The sequence below is a fragment of the Acaryochloris sp. IP29b_bin.148 genome, from assembly GCF_028285565.1.
Classification (GTDB): domain Bacteria; phylum Cyanobacteriota; class Cyanobacteriia; order Thermosynechococcales; family Thermosynechococcaceae; genus Acaryochloris.
Genome location: NZ_JANQOY010000167.1, coordinates 1 through 16,534, shown reverse-complemented (window position 1 = coordinate 16,534; position 16,534 = coordinate 1). Strand labels below are relative to the sequence as shown.

The 16,534-nt window shown below is 47.2% G+C and carries 19 protein-coding genes and 1 pseudogene; 10 read left to right on the top strand and 10 right to left on the bottom strand.

All coding sequences use genetic code 11. From position 1 onward, the window contains the following. Positions 1-1,134, bottom strand: a 1,134-nt coding sequence (locus tag Q0986_RS15465; RefSeq protein WP_299412107.1) for a TRC40/GET3/ArsA family transport-energizing ATPase, incomplete at its 3' end; no start/stop codon positions are given. 310 nt (positions 1,135-1,444) lie between these two features. Between Q0986_RS15465 and Q0986_RS15460 the strand changes: the two genes are divergently transcribed. Beyond that, complete coding sequence (locus Q0986_RS15460) at positions 1,445-2,221, top strand: MBL fold metallo-hydrolase (protein ID WP_366918601.1); 777 nt, start codon at positions 1,445-1,447, stop codon at positions 2,219-2,221. A 111-nt stretch (positions 2,222-2,332) separates the two neighbouring features. Beyond that, the gene (locus Q0986_RS15455) at positions 2,333-3,490 is read left to right on the top strand and encodes an AI-2E family transporter (RefSeq protein ID WP_299412100.1); all 1,158 of its coding nucleotides are present in this window, start codon (positions 2,333-2,335) and stop codon (positions 3,488-3,490) included. A 38-nt stretch (positions 3,491-3,528) separates the two neighbouring features. On the opposite strand, the gene Q0986_RS15450 is transcribed toward Q0986_RS15455, so the two are convergent. Further along, positions 3,529-5,487, bottom strand: coding sequence for a SpoIID/LytB domain-containing protein (locus tag Q0986_RS15450; RefSeq protein WP_299412096.1), 1,959 nt, complete (start codon positions 5,485-5,487; stop codon positions 3,529-3,531). Between the two features lie 427 nt (positions 5,488-5,914). Here Q0986_RS15450 and Q0986_RS15445 point away from each other — a divergent pair, with 427 nt between their 5' ends. From Q0986_RS15445 to Q0986_RS15430, 4 genes are all read left to right on the top strand, one after another. Beyond that, positions 5,915-6,295 (top strand): type II secretion system protein, encoded by a 381-nt coding sequence (locus Q0986_RS15445; RefSeq protein ID WP_299412093.1) that lies wholly within the window; start codon positions 5,915-5,917, stop codon positions 6,293-6,295. Further along, positions 6,280-6,924, top strand: a complete 645-nt coding sequence (locus tag Q0986_RS15440) for a prepilin-type N-terminal cleavage/methylation domain-containing protein (protein WP_299412090.1) — start codon at positions 6,280-6,282, stop codon at positions 6,922-6,924. Before Q0986_RS15445 ends, Q0986_RS15440 begins: the two co-directional genes overlap by 16 nt. A 15-nt stretch (positions 6,925-6,939) precedes the next feature. Next, on the top strand, positions 6,940-7,650 hold the full coding sequence (locus tag Q0986_RS15435) for a phytanoyl-CoA dioxygenase family protein (protein ID WP_299412087.1): 711 nt from the start codon (positions 6,940-6,942) through the stop codon (positions 7,648-7,650). A gap of 270 nt (positions 7,651-7,920) precedes the next feature. Further along, positions 7,921-8,385 (top strand): hypothetical protein, encoded by a 465-nt coding sequence (locus Q0986_RS15430; RefSeq protein WP_299412084.1) that lies wholly within the window; start codon positions 7,921-7,923, stop codon positions 8,383-8,385. A gap of 5 nt (positions 8,386-8,390) precedes the next feature. Here Q0986_RS15430 and Q0986_RS15425 read toward each other — a convergent pair whose 3' ends face one another. Next, positions 8,391-8,579 (bottom strand): hypothetical protein, encoded by a 189-nt coding sequence (locus Q0986_RS15425; protein WP_299412081.1) that lies wholly within the window; start codon positions 8,577-8,579, stop codon positions 8,391-8,393. A gap of 333 nt (positions 8,580-8,912) precedes the next feature. Between Q0986_RS15425 and Q0986_RS15420 the strand changes: the two genes are divergently transcribed. Further along, positions 8,913-9,203 (top strand): glycerophosphodiester phosphodiesterase family protein, encoded by a 291-nt coding sequence (locus Q0986_RS15420; protein WP_299412077.1) that lies wholly within the window; start codon positions 8,913-8,915, stop codon positions 9,201-9,203. A 43-nt stretch (positions 9,204-9,246) separates the two neighbouring features. Here Q0986_RS15420 and Q0986_RS15415 read toward each other — a convergent pair whose 3' ends face one another. From Q0986_RS15415 to Q0986_RS15405, 3 genes are read right to left on the bottom strand one after another with little or no spacing between them, the layout of a single operon-like run. After that, complete coding sequence (locus tag Q0986_RS15415) at positions 9,247-9,636, bottom strand: type II toxin-antitoxin system death-on-curing family toxin (RefSeq protein WP_299412073.1); 390 nt, start codon at positions 9,634-9,636, stop codon at positions 9,247-9,249. Positions 9,637-9,675: 39 nt separating this feature from the next. Continuing rightward, positions 9,676-9,900, bottom strand: coding sequence for an AbrB/MazE/SpoVT family DNA-binding domain-containing protein (locus Q0986_RS15410; protein WP_010480568.1), 225 nt, complete (start codon positions 9,898-9,900; stop codon positions 9,676-9,678). A 15-nt stretch (positions 9,901-9,915) separates the two neighbouring features. Then, positions 9,916-10,881 (bottom strand): AraC family transcriptional regulator, encoded by a 966-nt coding sequence (locus Q0986_RS15405; protein WP_299412067.1) that lies wholly within the window; start codon positions 10,879-10,881, stop codon positions 9,916-9,918. A gap of 151 nt (positions 10,882-11,032) precedes the next feature. On the opposite strand from Q0986_RS15405, the gene Q0986_RS15400 reads away from it, so the two are divergent. Both Q0986_RS15400 and Q0986_RS15395 read left to right on the top strand, forming a co-directional pair. Next, positions 11,033-11,539, top strand: coding sequence for an MAPEG family protein (locus Q0986_RS15400; RefSeq protein ID WP_299412064.1), 507 nt, complete (start codon positions 11,033-11,035; stop codon positions 11,537-11,539). 254 nt (positions 11,540-11,793) lie between these two features. Next, on the top strand, positions 11,794-12,516 hold the full coding sequence (locus Q0986_RS15395) for a glycerophosphodiester phosphodiesterase (protein WP_299412060.1): 723 nt from the start codon (positions 11,794-11,796) through the stop codon (positions 12,514-12,516). Here Q0986_RS15395 and Q0986_RS15390 read toward each other — a convergent pair. The 3 genes and pseudogenes from Q0986_RS15390 to Q0986_RS15380 all read right to left on the bottom strand — a co-directional run. Further along, positions 12,496-13,884 (bottom strand): pentapeptide repeat-containing protein, encoded by a 1,389-nt coding sequence (locus Q0986_RS15390; protein WP_299412111.1) that lies wholly within the window; start codon positions 13,882-13,884, stop codon positions 12,496-12,498. The two genes, Q0986_RS15395 and Q0986_RS15390, sit on opposite strands and share 21 nt — an antisense overlap. Positions 13,885-13,925: 41 nt before the next feature. Continuing rightward, on the bottom strand, positions 13,926-14,276 hold the full coding sequence (locus tag Q0986_RS15385; protein WP_299412115.1) for a hypothetical protein: 351 nt from the start codon (positions 14,274-14,276) through the stop codon (positions 13,926-13,928). Positions 14,277-14,463: 187 nt separating this feature from the next. Continuing rightward, positions 14,464-14,664, bottom strand: a pseudogene (locus Q0986_RS15380) (pentapeptide repeat-containing protein); the annotation flags it as partial. Positions 14,665-14,907: 243 nt separating this feature from the next. Here Q0986_RS15380 and Q0986_RS15375 point away from each other — a divergent pair. Continuing rightward, on the top strand, positions 14,908-15,567 hold the full coding sequence (locus Q0986_RS15375) for a Uma2 family endonuclease (protein ID WP_299412057.1): 660 nt from the start codon (positions 14,908-14,910) through the stop codon (positions 15,565-15,567). A gap of 69 nt (positions 15,568-15,636) precedes the next feature. On the opposite strand, the gene Q0986_RS15370 is transcribed toward Q0986_RS15375, so the two are convergent. Next, on the bottom strand, positions 15,637-16,534 hold an 898-nt coding region (locus tag Q0986_RS15370; RefSeq protein WP_299412053.1), incomplete at its 5' end, for a vitamin B12 dependent-methionine synthase activation domain-containing protein.

The window sequence follows — 16,534 nt, the reverse complement described above, 5'->3', positions numbered from 1 at the left end:
GGCTCCCGCAGGCTGCATGGCAGCAAGGGCCTGAGGCAGAACCAGATTACGGCGGTGATTACCAATTCTGATATTCAATTCATCCGCCGTTTTACTCAGTTCTACTTGATTTTTGGGAATTCCAGGTAGATAGACTTCTAAACTATATTGTCCTTGCTCTTGAATCACTCGTAAGGTGGTTTCCTTGTGATAAACCTGAGTCGGATCTTCTTGGTCATACAAGGTTTCTTTTAAGCGCTCCAACGCCGCCAATCCGCACATTTCTTCCTGAAAGAGGGGGACTTCCTTGACGGGTAAGGGCTGAAAATTATCGTGAATTTCTTGGCGATATTGATTCTGGTTCTGTTTCCAATGCATAAAGAAGGGGTCGGAAACATGGTCAGGAATAATCCGGTTGGCCACCACCATATCCGTTGAGACGTTATACAGACTCAAATAGGCATGGGCTCTCAAGGATTCCTTAATCACCATCTTCTCGGGGTTGGTCACCAAACGAACGGAGGTTTGAGTGTTGTCGGTTAATACCTTTTCTAGGGCTTCAATCTGCTCATAGAACTCATAGGGGGCATCCATCACTTCTTCATCAGGAAGTGAAAAACCGACAATAGGCTTAAAGAATGGCTCTACAAGGGGTCTGAGAGTCACTGACATGCGCTGAAAGGGTTTATAAAAGCGACGCATATACCAGCCACCCACTTCTGGCAAACTGAGGAGACGAAGGGCCGTTCCAGTCGGCGCAGAGTCAATCACGAGCACATCATAGGTACCTTCATCGTAATGACGCTTCATCCGTACCAAACTAAAAATTTCATCCATGCCAGGAAGAATGGCGAGCTCTTCCGCCTGTACCCCTTCTAAGCCTCTGGCTTGCAGGACTTGGGTAATATAGCGCTTTACAGCCCCCCAATTACCCTCTAATTCCAGCAGGGCATCCAGTTCAGCGCCCCACAAATTGGGTTTAACCTCCAAGGCTTCATGGCCCAGTTCCATATCAAAGCTATCGGCTAGGGAATGGGCAGGATCAGTACTGAGAACAAGGGTCTTGTAGCCCAGTTCGGCACAGCGGAGTCCAGTAGCAGCAGCAACGGAGGTCTTGCCAACTCCACCTTTGCCAGTCATTAAGATTACGCGCATGGGTTACTTACCATTGCCTTGGGCATCAACACACTAAAAAAATAAGGCTAATCAGCTTAACCTCTCTTTACATTACTCTAATCTATTTAATTCAATAGGTGGGGCTAACTGAGGAGCATGCGACACATCATGCTCATAGAGTCAGGGGTTCAGAACCGATTGACATCATCAGATTTTTGTTCCTCTTCACCGACTGTAAGGCAGAAAGTCTCTGAGGATTCACTCCCACTACAGTTGTTTTTTAGGGAGAGGTGAAGGGATAGCTGGAATTTCGTACCATAGAAGATGTACTAAGTTCCCTAAAGTAACAATGTTTTTAACCTGGATGGATTCCAACAGCTGGCTAATCGAGATGGCCGGACAGCGAATCCTGTTAGACCCTTGGTTGGTTGGACCACTGGTATTTGGAAATCAACCTTGGTTTTTCAAAGGCGAGCGGGCCATGACGATTGATATTCCTGAATCGATTGATCTGATTTTGCTCTCTCAGGGACTGCCCGATCACGCCCATGTTCCCACCTTGAAGCGGTTAGATCACTCGATTCCGGTTGTGGCTTCTGAGAATGCCACTAAAGTTGTGGAAGAGCTGGGCTATACCGATGTCACGACTCTGGCCCATGGCGAAACCTTTACTTGGGTAGACCGACTCCAGGTTCAGGCGTTACCGGGTTCACCGATTGGCCCTTTCCTGGTTGAGAATGCCTTAATCCTGACTGACCAGGTGTCTCAGAGTCGCCTCTACTACGAACCCCACGGTTTCCATACTGCAGCTATCGATCAGCTGGAAGCGGCGGATGTGATTATCGCCCCCATCCAAGACTTAGTACTACCGTTGTTGGGACCTTTTATTCAGGGGGGAGACTTTGCTTTAGAAGTAGTGAAGAAACTCCAACCCCAATTTATTCTGCCCACTGCCTCGGGGGGTGACGTTGAATACAGCGGCATACTGGACAAATTGTTGAGTATGGAAGGAACGATTGATGGATTTCGTCAGCGCTTGCAAGAAAATGGCTGTGACACCCAAGTGCTGGCTCCATCTCCTGGAGACCGCATCGAAGTCCCGCTTTCTTCTTCAGTGCCGAGCTAACCATGCGAAAACAGCTTGACGACAGAGACCTCGTGGTTGACAATCACCTGGAAGGTTGGCTGAGATTATTTTTCCCTCGCTGTAAGTGTTCCTCTGTGCAGGAGAGTAGGCATGGATAAACCCAATTACTTTCATTGGTGGCATAAGTTATCTGTTCCGTCTCGCCTACTGATGATCGGCTTAGCCGCACCAATTTTGGCCCTCAATTTTTGGACCTTAGCTTCGATTTCCAATTACTTTGGAGTGCTGATCGGGATTATTATCGTAGCGTCGCTGCTGGCGTTTCTCCTCAATTACCCGGTGAGCTGGTGTGTTCAACGGGGATTAAGGCGAGAACCCGCATCGATTATTGTGGCTTTACTAGCCATTTCTATCCTCTTTGGTATCGGTATTGTTCTGATTCCGATCGCATTTAATCAGGCCCAACAATTAGCCAATCGCCTACCGGACTGGTTGGAATCAGGTCGTCAACAGCTAATCTTACTCAGTCAACAGGTGGAGGAACGAGGGGTCTCCCTCAATCTGGATGTGCTGGCGGTTCAAGCCTTTGATCGACTTCAGGGGCAACTTCAAGCTTTGACGAAAAGTCTGCTGAATATCGCCTTGGGAACGGTCAGTAGCGTTTTAGATATTCTAATTGACGTTCTTGTAACCATAATTCTGACCTTTTATTTACTGCAACATGGTGATCAACTCTGGGATAGCCTGATTGACTGGCTGCCGGAAGATAGCCAACAGCCCGTTTCCGAAACGCTCCGGTCTAGTTTCCAGAATTACTTTATTGGCCAGCTGCTGTTTGGCATCTGCATGACGTCGGTGCTGGTCCCTACCTTTTTAATCCTGAAGGTACCCTTTGGTCTGCTGTTTGGTTTAACCATTGGCACAATGGCTCTTATCCCATTTGGGGGAACCGTTGGCATTATTCTGGTGACGGGCTTGGTGACGCTGCAAAATATTTGGCTAGGTCTCAAATTATTAGCAGCAGCCGTGATTGTTCAGCAAATTCTTGATAATTTGGTCGCCCCCAGGATTCTAGGCACGATGACAGGGCTTAACCCAGCTTGGGTGTTTATTTCAATTCTGATTGGGGCTAAGGCAGGCGGTTTGATCGGCGTGGTGATTGCAGTCCCCACGGCTGTGGTGATTAAAACGGCGTTGATTAGTTTGCGATCGCGCATGGCATCCCCCAAATCGACCTCCGCATCCGATATGGCGGTGGTCTCCGTAGAATCAGAAGCCCCAACCCAGCCCGTATCCCGCATCTCCTAAGCCTTAGCCCCTATTTTGAGTCCCGTGTTGCTGTTACCCTACAAGAACGGTAACCAGTCGAAGACCCACTGAAACGATTTCAGAAACGGTATTTTATGACTCAATAAGCGATTGCTGCGGTCACTTTGGGGCTGGACATTGGGCTTCAGTTCATTTGGAATAATTTGGCTCGGTATAGCCGGAAGCGTGGGCTGCCGCCAAAACACAATGCTGTCCTTCAACGTTTGTACCTGTGTACCGGGATAGTAGAAATTGAGGATCTGGGTCGCTGACCAGCCTTGCTTACTGAGGTGATAGGATCCGGTCTGACTCAAGCCCACACCATGCCCAAACCCGCCGCCAATAAAGGCATATCCCTTCAGCACTTTCTGCGGTTGGGCAGGGGCAACGGACGTTGAACTCGATTGCACCGATGCAGCTGGCTGGGCTTGAGCAGACACCACTGCACTGGAGGGCGCAGACGCTGCTGGGGGCGCAGGCTGAACGGTTTGATACCGGGGCTCCACGTAAAAGAGCAAACTATTGGGTGCTTCAAAGCCTCGTAGAATATCATCCTTGGCTAATACCAAGCGACCCAAGTCTGTCGTGACCTGGAGTTTCTGGACACGCCCCCCGTGGGATCTCTCCATCACCTCTAGCTTTTGAATCGTTTTGAAATTCGCTAGGGGATGCTTCGACTGGCGCAGGAATTGGCGCAAAAAGGTATTGAGTTTGGCAATGGGTGTTTCCGTCTGCCACCGAAACGTGCGCCAAGAGGCTTCATTAAAGCCTTGTTTCAGATTGATAAAGGCTTTCAAATTGGATTCATCCGCCAAGCTCCGCGTACTTAAGTCCCATACGCCTTGAGGCAGCGCATCAACCTTTGCAGTCAGGTAAGGCCGAGGCGTTCCTTCCCAGACCTCTTGAAACGCAGCAGTCACACCACCCGTGGTGGAAGAATAGAGGGCATCCACCAACTCATTGTTATGGGTTAAGACCTGCCCGGTTGTGGCTTTAATCGCCCTGTCCACAACGGGATCGGTTTTCGCAATACCTTTATAGACTTGGCACTGGGTATCTGCACATAGCTCATAGCCGTCTATCTTAAAGCGTCGGAGATTACGTAACGCATAGGTGCGGGCAATAATGGTTTGGGCCTCAATGGCTGTTGTGGGTGCATTAAAGCCAATTTCATAGGGAACCACCCCTCGCAAATAGGTTTCCGTGGGCACGTTGTTGACCAGAGTATACGTGCCATAGGTATTGGGTTGAAACCGAAGACTGCCAGAATGTAGCTCGTCACCCACTTGAAACTGTTGTTTTTGACTGGTGATGCTGACAATGTTGCGTTGATATCGATACCCCTTGGTCACAAAACTCAGCTGGGGTTTCTGGTTTAACTGTCGCCGATGCAGAAACACATTTTTATATCCCTGCTGCTTGAGGGTGTCGATCAGGCGAATCCGGTCTGCTGAAGTGGGATATTGATCGCGTTTGGCCCACACTTGCCATTGTTGGGGTTGCGCAATTTCTACTGGAATCCCGAGCGCTTTCAATTCATTGGCTTTGGTCTCAGCCGTCTCAAAGCTCCGATGAACACTCAGCACCACCCTTTCTTGCCATCGAGGTTTCTGTAAGGGGGTGGGTGCGATCGCAAACTCGACTTTATCGGTAGTTAAAGTTTGTAGCTCTTTACCGGTTGTAAATTGAAGCGTCAATTGATCGCCAGGAAGTGCTTGAATTGTCAGTTTATCGGTAGATTGACGACCAAAGCGTTGGTTAATACCGACTTTGATCCGGGGATTGAGGGGCTGAGTATTGGCTGCTTGAGCTAACACCCTGTTATGTGGGGTCTTAGCATTGGCTGTCGGCCCATTGATTGTAGCGCTAGCACCCATAGGCATCAAACTAACGGTAGCCATCAGAGATAGCGAGCACCCGCTAACCGATAATCGCCAAGGGAGAGAGGGCCAGGATAGCAATGGAGCAGAGGCAAGGTGTGCAGGATGTTGAGTCATAGGGGTGGCAATCAGATCTCCATCTGTATAAGTAATATTGACTGGAAAAGTAAATCTAGGTCATTCTCGGCAGAAAATGCAGAGTGTCTCAGACCGAGCTATACCTTGCTTAGCAGGTTGGTAAAATTTTGTTGTGGCGAAATAAATATTAAATGACATAAACTTAGTTGTCGATTCAACAAGTTACACGACAGAATATAACCATGCCCGATCGAAAATCTGAGAAATATAAATTGGTATTGGTTAAAGTCATTGCTCAATTTTAAAGGCTGCTTCTAAGACAGTATTCAAATTGTTGATCCCAAAATGCTATTGTTCTCTACCTCTCTTAAGACGCACGCCAACCACTGCGGGTTTCACACTGACTGAGAGTGCGGTCTTAATCGTAATAATTAGTCTATTTGCAGCCTTATCAGGTCCGAGCTTCTTGAATTTGCTCAATCAGAAAAAAGTCGATGATGCTTTAGCCAAAATCGAAGGTGCCATTAAAGAAACCCAACGAGAAGCGATTAAACGCAGTCGAGATTGTACCGTCACTATTCCGAAGGGAGTCGATCAAACGCTGACGGGAAATTGTCTAGTGACGGGAAATCGCACCATTGGAGATGTAACCATCTACTACAATCATTCCACTCCACACAATATATCCTTCGACTTTAAGGGGCTGTATACTCCTCCAGGAACTACATTATGGGTGTCAATCCCTAATAGTGCTGTGAAGCCCAAGTGTCTCGCAATCTCTACAGGAATTGGTCTAATGCGCACTGGCAACTATGACTTAGGAGCAGGAGAATGTATCAGACCTTAACACCGTCTATGCGACTGGCCTTGCTTTTATCAGGCAAGACCTGTCCTCGACGAGGGCGTTTTGCAGGCTTTACGCTTACAGAATTGCTAGTTGCCTCTCTAATTCTGAGCGTGGTCATTACCCTCGCAGGGTTTGGTTTGGTTCGAGTATTAAAGGCCAACGAACAAAATACAGTGGAAGCGGAACGACAGTCAGAATTGAATAGAGCCCTAGACTTTATGACTGACGATATAAAAACAGCTACGTCGGTTTCAATCAATGGTATTCCAGCAAAAACGGATTACTTAGGCGTCTTTAAGCTAACTAAAGTTGAGGGTGGGGTAGACACAGAATTTGCTTACTACACGGCGCCCAAAAGCAAGAGCGCCATTTGGCGAGGACCGAGGACCGTTTATCGCCAGAAGGTTGCCCCAACCCCTGGAACAACCTATGCATTGGTGGATGCGATCGCAGATATCAATCCTAGCTGCACGGGCAGCGGAAATAGTCCTGCGAGTAGCAAAGGGCTGAAAGTTTTGGAGCAGGATAACTCCTACGTCAAGCTCTGCCTGGTAGGACAGCTCAATGACTCTAAAACACTACTGTTAGAAACCCAGGCGTTCACGAGAGGGAGAACGACAAGTCCATAGCTATTAACCATATCAATGAGTCTCCGCACCAGTATGGGTTATGTTTGGCCAGATAAGCTTTGCCAACAGTTTGATCAGCAGGGCTATGTCATTTTGCCCCAAATCTGGTCGCCCCCAACCTGTAATGCGGTCTGTGATCATCTAGCAGAAGTGCCTCAAATAGGACCTGGAACTCGACGTTTATTAACCTATGACTGGTACCGATCGCTGGCAAAATGCCTTAAGTCTCATCCCTTAATTTCCCCATTGTTAGGCGCTGCCCCTATTGTCAATCAGTGCACCTATTTTGCTAAGTCGCCTGATCAGAATTGGCTGGTGGCACTGCATCAAGACGTCAGTATTGCCGTTCAACCCAATGCTGCTGCCACCCGATGGGGACTGGTCAACAAAGAAGGGTTATCTTTCGTCCAACCCCCTGTTGAGGTTTTGGCACAGCTGGTTGCCCTCCGCGTTCATTTGGATGACTGCACGTCAGAAAATGGCCCTCTCAAAGTGGTGCCAGGGTCTCATCAACAGGGGCGACTGACTGACGCCATGATTGCTCAACTGCGAGACGATTCTGGTGAGATCGCTTGCCTGATTCCTAAAGGAGGTGTGTTAGCTATGCGCCCTTTGCTCTTACACGCTTCCAGTAAGATGATTTTTCCTCAACATCGAAGAGTTTTGCATTTTCTATGCGGTCCCCGACAGCTCCCGCATGGTCTGGTGTGGCATGAAGCTTTTTAGAGCTAAATCTACTATCAGCTCGACTTTATCCATCAACCGACATAGGAGAGTAAAGCAGACCAGCACTCAAAAAATAGCCTGGGTACTTTAACAATGCCAATGTCTGCCCTCTGGCTTTGCAGCGGGAATCAGAGGTTCGTAGTAATTCTCATTGCTCTGTGGTTAGGTCGCTATCGTAAGCTGTAGATATTGCTCTCAAGATTCTGTCAGAAATTCTACAGTGACAGATTACTCTTTTGGGAGCATCCTTGACTTCTCAAACAGCCTCTAATGGACAATCGACATACTAACCCGCTACAAAAAGATAATTCTTGGGATCTATTAATACCTAAGCTAAAAATATTTCGATTTTTAATGATCATAATTATTGCCTTTGGACTATTAAATCTTGCTGCGATATTTGCCAGGTTTTTGCCAGATTTTCCTATGAGGGATTTTTTTATAATCAGATTTAATATTAATCATGAAAAATCTTTTCCAACTTTATTTTCGGTATTTATACTTCAAGTTTGTTCTTTATTATTAGCATTCATTTCTTATTTAGTTAAAGTTCAGAAAGATAAATTCTTACGTCATTGGCAAGGATTAAGTCTTATTTTTCTTTTTCTATCGGTTGATGAAGCATTATCTTTTCATGAAAGGCTAATTGAACCTATTAGAAATTTGACAGGTGTATCGGGGTTTTTCCATTTTGCTTGGGTTATTCCTGCCATGATTTTACTGATAGCTTTTTAAATAACCTATTCTAAATTCATTTTTTCACTACCAAAAAAAATAAGAAACTTATTTATTCTTTCAGGCTCTACATTTGTGTCAGGTGCAGTTGGTGTGGAAATGATATCAGGAAAAGTCTTAGATTTTGCTCTTGAAACTAGCGTAATATATAGTTTGTGTGTAGCTTGCGAAGAATTTCTTGAAATGACAGGCATTGCTATTTTTATTTATTCCTTGTTGTCTTATTTAAAACTAAGATCATTTAATGTCAACCTCTCAATTGATTGATTTTATGCAGGATCACAGAAGATAAAAAATAACTGATTGTAAAGTGTAAGATTTGGCTGATCAAACTGATTGAAGTCACCATGATTCTCCCTAAGACACTTATTTAAGTACCCAGGAGTACTTCCTGGAATTCACTAACTCTTTGTATGAACTTTTGTCTTTTACTAAGTAGAGATATAAATTCTGACCTTTACTCGAAAAAGTGGACATTTCCGAAGAGTCGATAACTGATTCACCAAAAAAATGGGCAGCAAAACTGTGTGCTTCCCTCCCTCGACTTTGATATTCTGCGGCAGGTGCGAACGCTAGACCCTGGGTTGATGATTGGCCCAGTCGTTCCCCCTGCTCGACCTGAGTATCCTGATTTTGAGGTCGATTTTTACTCGATTCACTTCACCCTAGCCACACCAGAACGAGTCAAAGAGGCCCATGCAGAAGGTAAAGCCATTCATGTTTGGACGGTCAATCAGCCTGATGAGATGCAGCGCATGATTGAACTTGGAGTGGATAATATCATTACTGATCAACTAGCAGTTTTTCAAGAGCTATAGTTTTGTACTACCTTTTGAGCAGGTGAAAAGCGACTCATCTCAGCTACTGCGTTAGGGAATGCTCCCTAAGCCATTTTGAGATAGTCTTTTGAGTCTCTAGATCCGTTGCTAGCCTTTCCATTATGACAACCACTTCCGTTTCTGAAACCTCTAGAGAATAGCCATTCACTTCAAGAAAGATCGCCATTGCTACAAAAGCAGTTCGCTTATTGCCATCGATAAAAGGGTGATTTTTAACCAGACCAAAACAATAGGCTGCGGCTAAATCGAATAGAGTGACCGCTTCGCCATAGGTGTATTTTTTTTGAGGTCTAGCCAGACTGGCTAACAGCAAATTCTCATCTCGAATACCAGAACTGCCACCATGCTGACTCAGCTGGTCCTCATGGATCACTCGAATAATTCTTTCGTCCAGCCAAAATAGGTCATCCACAATGCCAAACCTAATCGGGATTTTTGGAAACAGGCTGGCCTACTCTGCGAGCTGCCGTAATGCATTCCTATATTTGTTACTGACTTTTCGATAAGCCTCCATGGCCTGATCGAAATTTGGATCGTAGGGCGTCAATTGGACACCATCGGGGGTTTCAGTAACGTACACAGTATCGCCTTCCTGAAGCTTCAGCTTCTGCAATACCTCTTTCGGGAATGTTGCTCCTAGGGAATTACCAACTTTGCGAATTTTCAGCGTCGTCATATCAATACACGCTCACTAAGTCATACATATGTTATAACTTATTCTCCTCTTAGCAAATGCCAAGAATTTTGAGAACTCAACGAATTGAAGAGGTATTGGATAGACTTTGTTGGCGATAGTTTGGCGATAGTTTAAAGGAGTTATTTGCAATATTCGGCTAAAAACGGCTGTCATATGACTCTGGCTGCCAAAACCTGAGTCATAGGCAATTTTAACCAGAGAAAGATCAGTGTTAATCAGTAAGGACTGGGCATAGGCGACTCGGCAGCGCAACAGATATTGAAAAGGAGGGATGCCTGTCGTTGCCTTAAATGCGTGGGCAAAGTAGTGGGTGCTCAAACCAATGGTGCTAGCAAGTTGCTCGAGGCAAAGTTGATCCCCTAAATGGTCTTGAATATATGACAGGACGGTATTCAGTTTTTCTGGCGTTAAATAATCTGGCAATTTCCTAAGACTACGATTGCTTCGAGAATGAAGATTAACAACATGTCCGAGGGCTAGGTTTGCCAAGGCTTCTAGATGAAAAGCGTCACCTGAGTTCTCAGTCAAAAGAGCTTGGGTTGCATGTGCGATCGCAAGTCCTCTAGCAGTGGGCCGAATCTGTCCGGGCTTTAGGTCTAGGGGATGATCAAGCTGATGGGCAATCCAGCTATCTCTAAGGGGCTGCTTGAACGCTAAAACAATGGACGGTCCCCTCATTGCTTCAATCGAGCGATAGGTGCTGTGCTTGGGAATCACATCAAATCCACCCGGCTCAGCTCTATAGTCTTTGAGCTGATCTGAATTAAAGGCGGCGATACCCTCCCCTACCTTGAATCTTGTGGAGATCAAGTCAAAAGGAGCGACTAAATTCACTTGCAATTGACAGGCAGGTAAAAAGATTGCCAACAACTGTGGTGTTTCTACCCAACGCCCCCACTTGGGTAGGTGCTGCTGAGGTAAATAGTCAAGCGACATTTGACGATTTTGGTCCTTGAACACTTGCTCCTGCCAACTGTCAAAACTCCTGTTGTCTCTGCCTGCTTGAACCAACGTTCACACCCTCAAGAATAGAAAAGACAATTTCCCAAGCGCTCAGTAATCTGTCTACTATCCACTACCCTAAAGTGTTTCAGTTGCAGGTGAACCGATTATGAATACCAATTTGATTCCTATTTCTGGTTTCTTTATTGGCCTGAATGGGCTGGTTGCCTTGGCCCTATCCTACATTGCAGCTACAGAGCGAGCACGAGCCAGAATTTGGCATGGTGAATCGCCAGCAGATATTGAAAACCAGCCTGATCCGTTAGCCGCACCTAGTGATTGGGCGGCAACCGTAGAACGATTAACGCAAAAATATGCGACAGCACCAGCAGAAAAGGGACTGTTGCAGCGCAAAGTGAGAGCCCATAGTAACTTTGCAGAATACGTCCCCCAAGGTCTATTGTTTCTGATTGCCTTGGAGCTAATGCGTACTTCAGAACAACTACTATGGCTTTTGGGTAGCGGCCTGACTATTGCTCGTTTAGCCCATGCCTACGGAGTGATTTCCACCTATGGTCCCTCAGTGGGTCGAGCAGTAGGATTTTTCACCACTTGGTTGGTGTATATCGTAGGCAGCCTTACTTGTTTATATGCTAGCGTTGTCAGCTTTCTGTAGCCACTATTACAGTGACAACAGTACTAGATCCTAAAATTGTTGCTGAAGAAGTGGAGACGATAGATCAATATCGGATGCTCCAGAAATTGGACTGTGAGATGGCAGGAGGATATCTGTTCAGCAGACCTATTAGTTCCGATTTAATAGACAAAATTTATGTATATCAACGGTTTGAGCCATCTGACCAGTTCCTAAACGTCTGTGTCCCTTCTTTTGGGGTACATTCAGGTGCAGAGACGATATGCGATGAATCTATGACTCCTCTGATTACGGCTCATAGAGGCTATTCTCAGGTGGCCCCGGAGAATACGATTCCTGCCTTTGAGCTAGCGATTGAACACCAGGCTGATTTTATTGAACTGGATGTCCAAGAGACCAAAGATCATGGGCTGGTGGTGATTCATGATAGTCATTTGATGCGTCTTGCGGGTTTAGATCGCAACCTCTGGAACCTCACCACTTCCGAACTGGCAAGCCTAGATGTCGGTCAGTGGTTTGGGGAGGCGTTTAAGTATACTCGAATCCCTTCTCTGGCCTCAGTGATGGACTTGGCGAAGGACCGAATCAAGTTAAACCTGGAGCTAAAATGCCATGGCCATGAGCAAGCACTCGTCAGCCAGGTGGTTGAACTGATCCATCAAAAACATTGGCAGCAAAACTGTGTGGTTTCCTCCCTCGACTTTGATACCCTGCGACAGGTCCGAACGTTAGACCCTGGGTTGACGATTGGCCCAGTCATTTCCCCATCTCGACCTGAGTATCCTGATTTTGAGGTTGATTTTTACTCGCTTCACTTCACCCTCGCTACACCAGAACGAGTCAAACAGGCTCATGTAAATGGCAAAGCCATTCATGTTTGGACGGTCAATCAGCCCGATGATATGCAGCGGATGATTGAACTTGGAGTAGACAATATCATCACCGATCAACCTGCAGCACTTAAAACAGAAAAGGCATCAAAGCAAACCAAAACCTGACATGATCGCAGGACCCACTTTATCCCAGGCGGTGACGAGTTTTGCACCGGCGGTTAAACTCCCAGCAATGCCCTTGAGGAAGCCAGTGGCTTTGGTAGCTAGTTGCTTCATCCGGCTATCTTGAGGGGCTTGGCCTGCTTCGGCAAGTTTCTTGACTTGGGCGAGGGCGGCGGCTTTTTCAGTGTCGTCCAGTTCGGGTTCCTCGGCAATGGCAGTTTGAAGCTGGTTGAGTAAATCTTTGAGATTGGGTTGGGAGGGGTTGCTGGGGAGCTGCTGGATGGCGTTATGAATATCCCCTTGGATGTTGCCCAGATTAATCACACCGCTGATATCGCCACCCGCTACCCCGCTAACGTTGCCATCTCTGGTATTGATATTGACGCCACTATTTTCAGACATCAGATCACCTCGTTGTTGATAGTTTTCAGCATAGAAACTGGGACGTTTGAGAGCTATTTCGACAAAGTTTTCCAGGCTACGAATGCGGTCATCTTTCTCGGCTATTAGGCGCTGGGTTTCTTGGTTAGGTAGGGACCGAAGTTGGTTGTAATCTGCGAAATATTGTTGGCTGAGTTGAGAATGGTTGGCGTGTTGGGGTGTTTTTGCCCTCAGTAGAAATTTGTCTTGACCCCGTTTTTCCATGGCCACAATTTCCAGGTTGGCCTCGGGGTTGTTTTCAGCGAGTTGCTTAAAGGCAATGGCAATGGCGCCGGAATCGACGTTTTGATTGTGGTATAGGTCCAGGGTATCGACAATGGGTTTAATAAAGTCACCAAATTCGCCTTCGGCAAAGGTTTCTTCGTAGTTGTCGGGTTTGCGGCGGGGGTTGGGGTCAGGGTCGCCTTCCTTGACCGAGTGCATATAGACGTATTCACAGCGGACTCCCTGAAGGTTAGTATCCCCCGTAATGCCCCAGTCTTCGATAGTGGCTCCGGTCAGGATAGCCCCGGTTAAGTCGGTCTGGTCAAGTTGGGTTTGGACAAGATTAGCTCGGGTTAGATTTGCCCCTGAGAGGGTGGCTTCGCTAAGATCGGTGGCTCTACAGCAGGCATCTTTGAGCTGGGCATCCGCTAGATTAATACCCCGGAGGTTGAGATGGGTTAAGTCAATTCCTTGCCCTTGCCCCGTCTGCACCAGAGTGCGGATTTGGGGGTTGCTGAGGAAAGAGCTACCGGGACGCAGGCGGTCAAGGTGACAGGTATGCAGCCAGGAGGTGCGGTTTAAGGTTGCCTGCCTAAGATCGGCACTTTTGAGGCAGGCATGGTTGAAGTTAGCGCTTGTAAGGTCTGCTGCCCGAAAGCTAGTTCCCCCCCAGGCGGCAAATGCAATGGCTGCTGATCTAATCAGGACGTACTTGGGGTCGCCCATGAGTGCCCGCCAACCAATGTAAGCACTAATCAGAACGCTGGCTATAGCAACAACTCCAGCAACAGCGATAGGTCCAATAACAGCGCCAGCTCCAGAAACAGTTCCAATGATAACTCCAGCAACAGCAACAGCGATAGCGATAGCTCCAGAAACAGCTCCAGAAACAGCGATAGCTCCAGAAACAGCTCCAGAAACAGCGATAGCTCCAGTAAAAGCTCCAGCGATAGTGAAAGCGATAGCTCCAGTAAAAGCTCCAGCTCCAGTAAAAGCTCCAGCTCCAGTAAAAGTTCCAGCTCCGGCTCCAGCAACGCCGACAGCGACAGCGACAGCAATAGTTCCAGCGACAGCTCCAGCGACAACGGCAGAAATACCTTTGCAGAGAACGATTGCAAAGAAAGCTATTTGCACCACCAGAGCCACCCAGCCTGCAATATTACTTGACAAATTTCCAATGTCAAAAATTAGAGAGACTAAATACCCATTAAATGCTGTATGGCCACCTGCAACCCCTGCAAATAGCCATGCGAGAAATGTCAAAATCGCAACCCATCTAAGCTGTAGCCCCGTCTTAGCTTGATGAAAATTTGTCTTAATCAGCGTTGCATTACTAAAGTTCGTGCCCCGAATAGCCGCACCAGTCAAGTCCGCACCAGTCAAATCTGCACCAGTCAAGTCCGCACCGGACAGATCTTGACCTCTAAAAGATTGTCTCCGCAGATTCGCCCCTACAAAGTTACGTTCTCCCTGACGATATCGCCTAAGCAGTTCCTCGGCCTTCATGGATTACCCATCCATCATTCCAGCACGCCCTTATTTCAATTCAACCCTAAAAAATTCCAAGAAAGTTATCACTTTAAAAAATTTCAGCAATTTATGTCAAAATTACGCGAATTTCCTCTAACTGTACGAAAAAATAACGTTAATCCTTGTTGCTCCACTCTAGGCAGATAAACTCTGTAATACCCAGACCACTTCCAGCGTTGTAACGCCTATGCTGGAAGGGTGAACGTTCAGGTGGAGATAATGCAAACTCAGCTACCTGTTGTGGAAACACCAGAGACCCTGCCTGCTGAGCAGCGCCTTGCCTTAAGTCATATTTCCTGGGACACCTATGAAAACATCCTGGCCGCCTTTGGCGAACATCGAGCGGTGCGGCTTCACTATAGTGCCGGAGTTCTAGAGTTTATGGTCCCCTTAGAAGCTCACGAAAACCCCAGCGATGTGATTGGGGTTTTTATTCGCACCTTGGCCTTTGAATCTGGTCAAAACATTAAGGGCATGGCCTCCACCACCCTCAAACGAAAGGAGCTACTTAAAGGGGCTGAGCCAGATCGATGCTATTACATCCAGAATGAATCGGTGGTCCGAGGGCGAACGGTCGATCTCGACGTTGACCCACCCCCTGACCTAGTGGTGGAAGTAGATATTAGTCATACGGATATCAACAAAAACGACCTCTATGCCCAAATGGGAGTCCCTGAACTGTGGCGCTTTGATGGCCAGATATTGAGAATTTATCAGTTGGAGCAAGGACTATACCAGGATGCTCCCGTCAGTCCCACCTTCCCTTGGGTGCCGCTGGAACGGTTCTATCATTTTCTTCAGCAATGCAAAACGGTAGGAGAGACCCCCGCTTATAGGGAGCTAAAAACTTGGGTTGAGGCCCATGCACCTCAATCATAGTTCTTGCATACAGCTTGCCCACCCCAATTGCTAACAGCACCTCACCCAAACCAATAGAGAAAGGCGGTGCTAAGCGCTGAAGTACTTAGCAACAGGGTGATAAACCATAATCGCCGTGGTGGATTGCTCAGGATAGAGCTGTTCGCTCTCATCCATATACAAATTAATCTGGTCCGTTTGCAGCAGGTCAAGCTGTTTGTATTGGTCTTGCATATTCGGACAAGCGGGATAACCAAAACTATACCGAGAGCCTTGATATCGCTGGGCCAGCATATCTCGAATATTGTCCGGTTCACTCTCGCCATAACCCAATTCCCGCCGAATACGAGCATGGGTCCATTCCGCGATGGCCTCCGCCGTTTGGACGGCTAAACCGTGAAAGTAGAGATATTCAGTATATTCGTCACCTGCAAACAGCTTTTGGGCAAACTCCGTGGCGATGTCTCCTACTGTGACCGCCTGCATGGGAAAGACATCAAACCGTTTCTGGGCAACGCCTTGTTCCTTGGGTAAAAAGAAGTCGGCAATACACAGCCGCCGCATAGACTTCTGGCGAGGGAAGGTAAAGGTGGTGACGGGTTCAGGTAAGGTATCGCCAGGGTTCTCCGCCACTTTTGGATCATAAATATAGAGGGAGTTTTCTTCAGCTAGGCAGGGGAAGTAACCATAAATTGCCTGGGGATGCAGCAGCTTTTCAGAAACGATGCGCTGTTTCCACTGGTTCAAGATGGGGTAGACCTTCTGGTCTAGGAAGGCATCGTAGTCTTCTCGGGACTGATCCTTGGGCTTGCGGAATTGCCATTGTCCAGCAATTAGGGCTTGAAGATCCAAATGCCAGAAGAGTTCATCAAAAGGCAGATCTTCGGGTTGCAAAATGGTAGTTCCCCAGAAGGGTGGGGTAGGCCGCTCGATATCGATATCCACCGCTTCCGAACGTCGGGTATCCACAGGCATTGCAGCAGTGGCA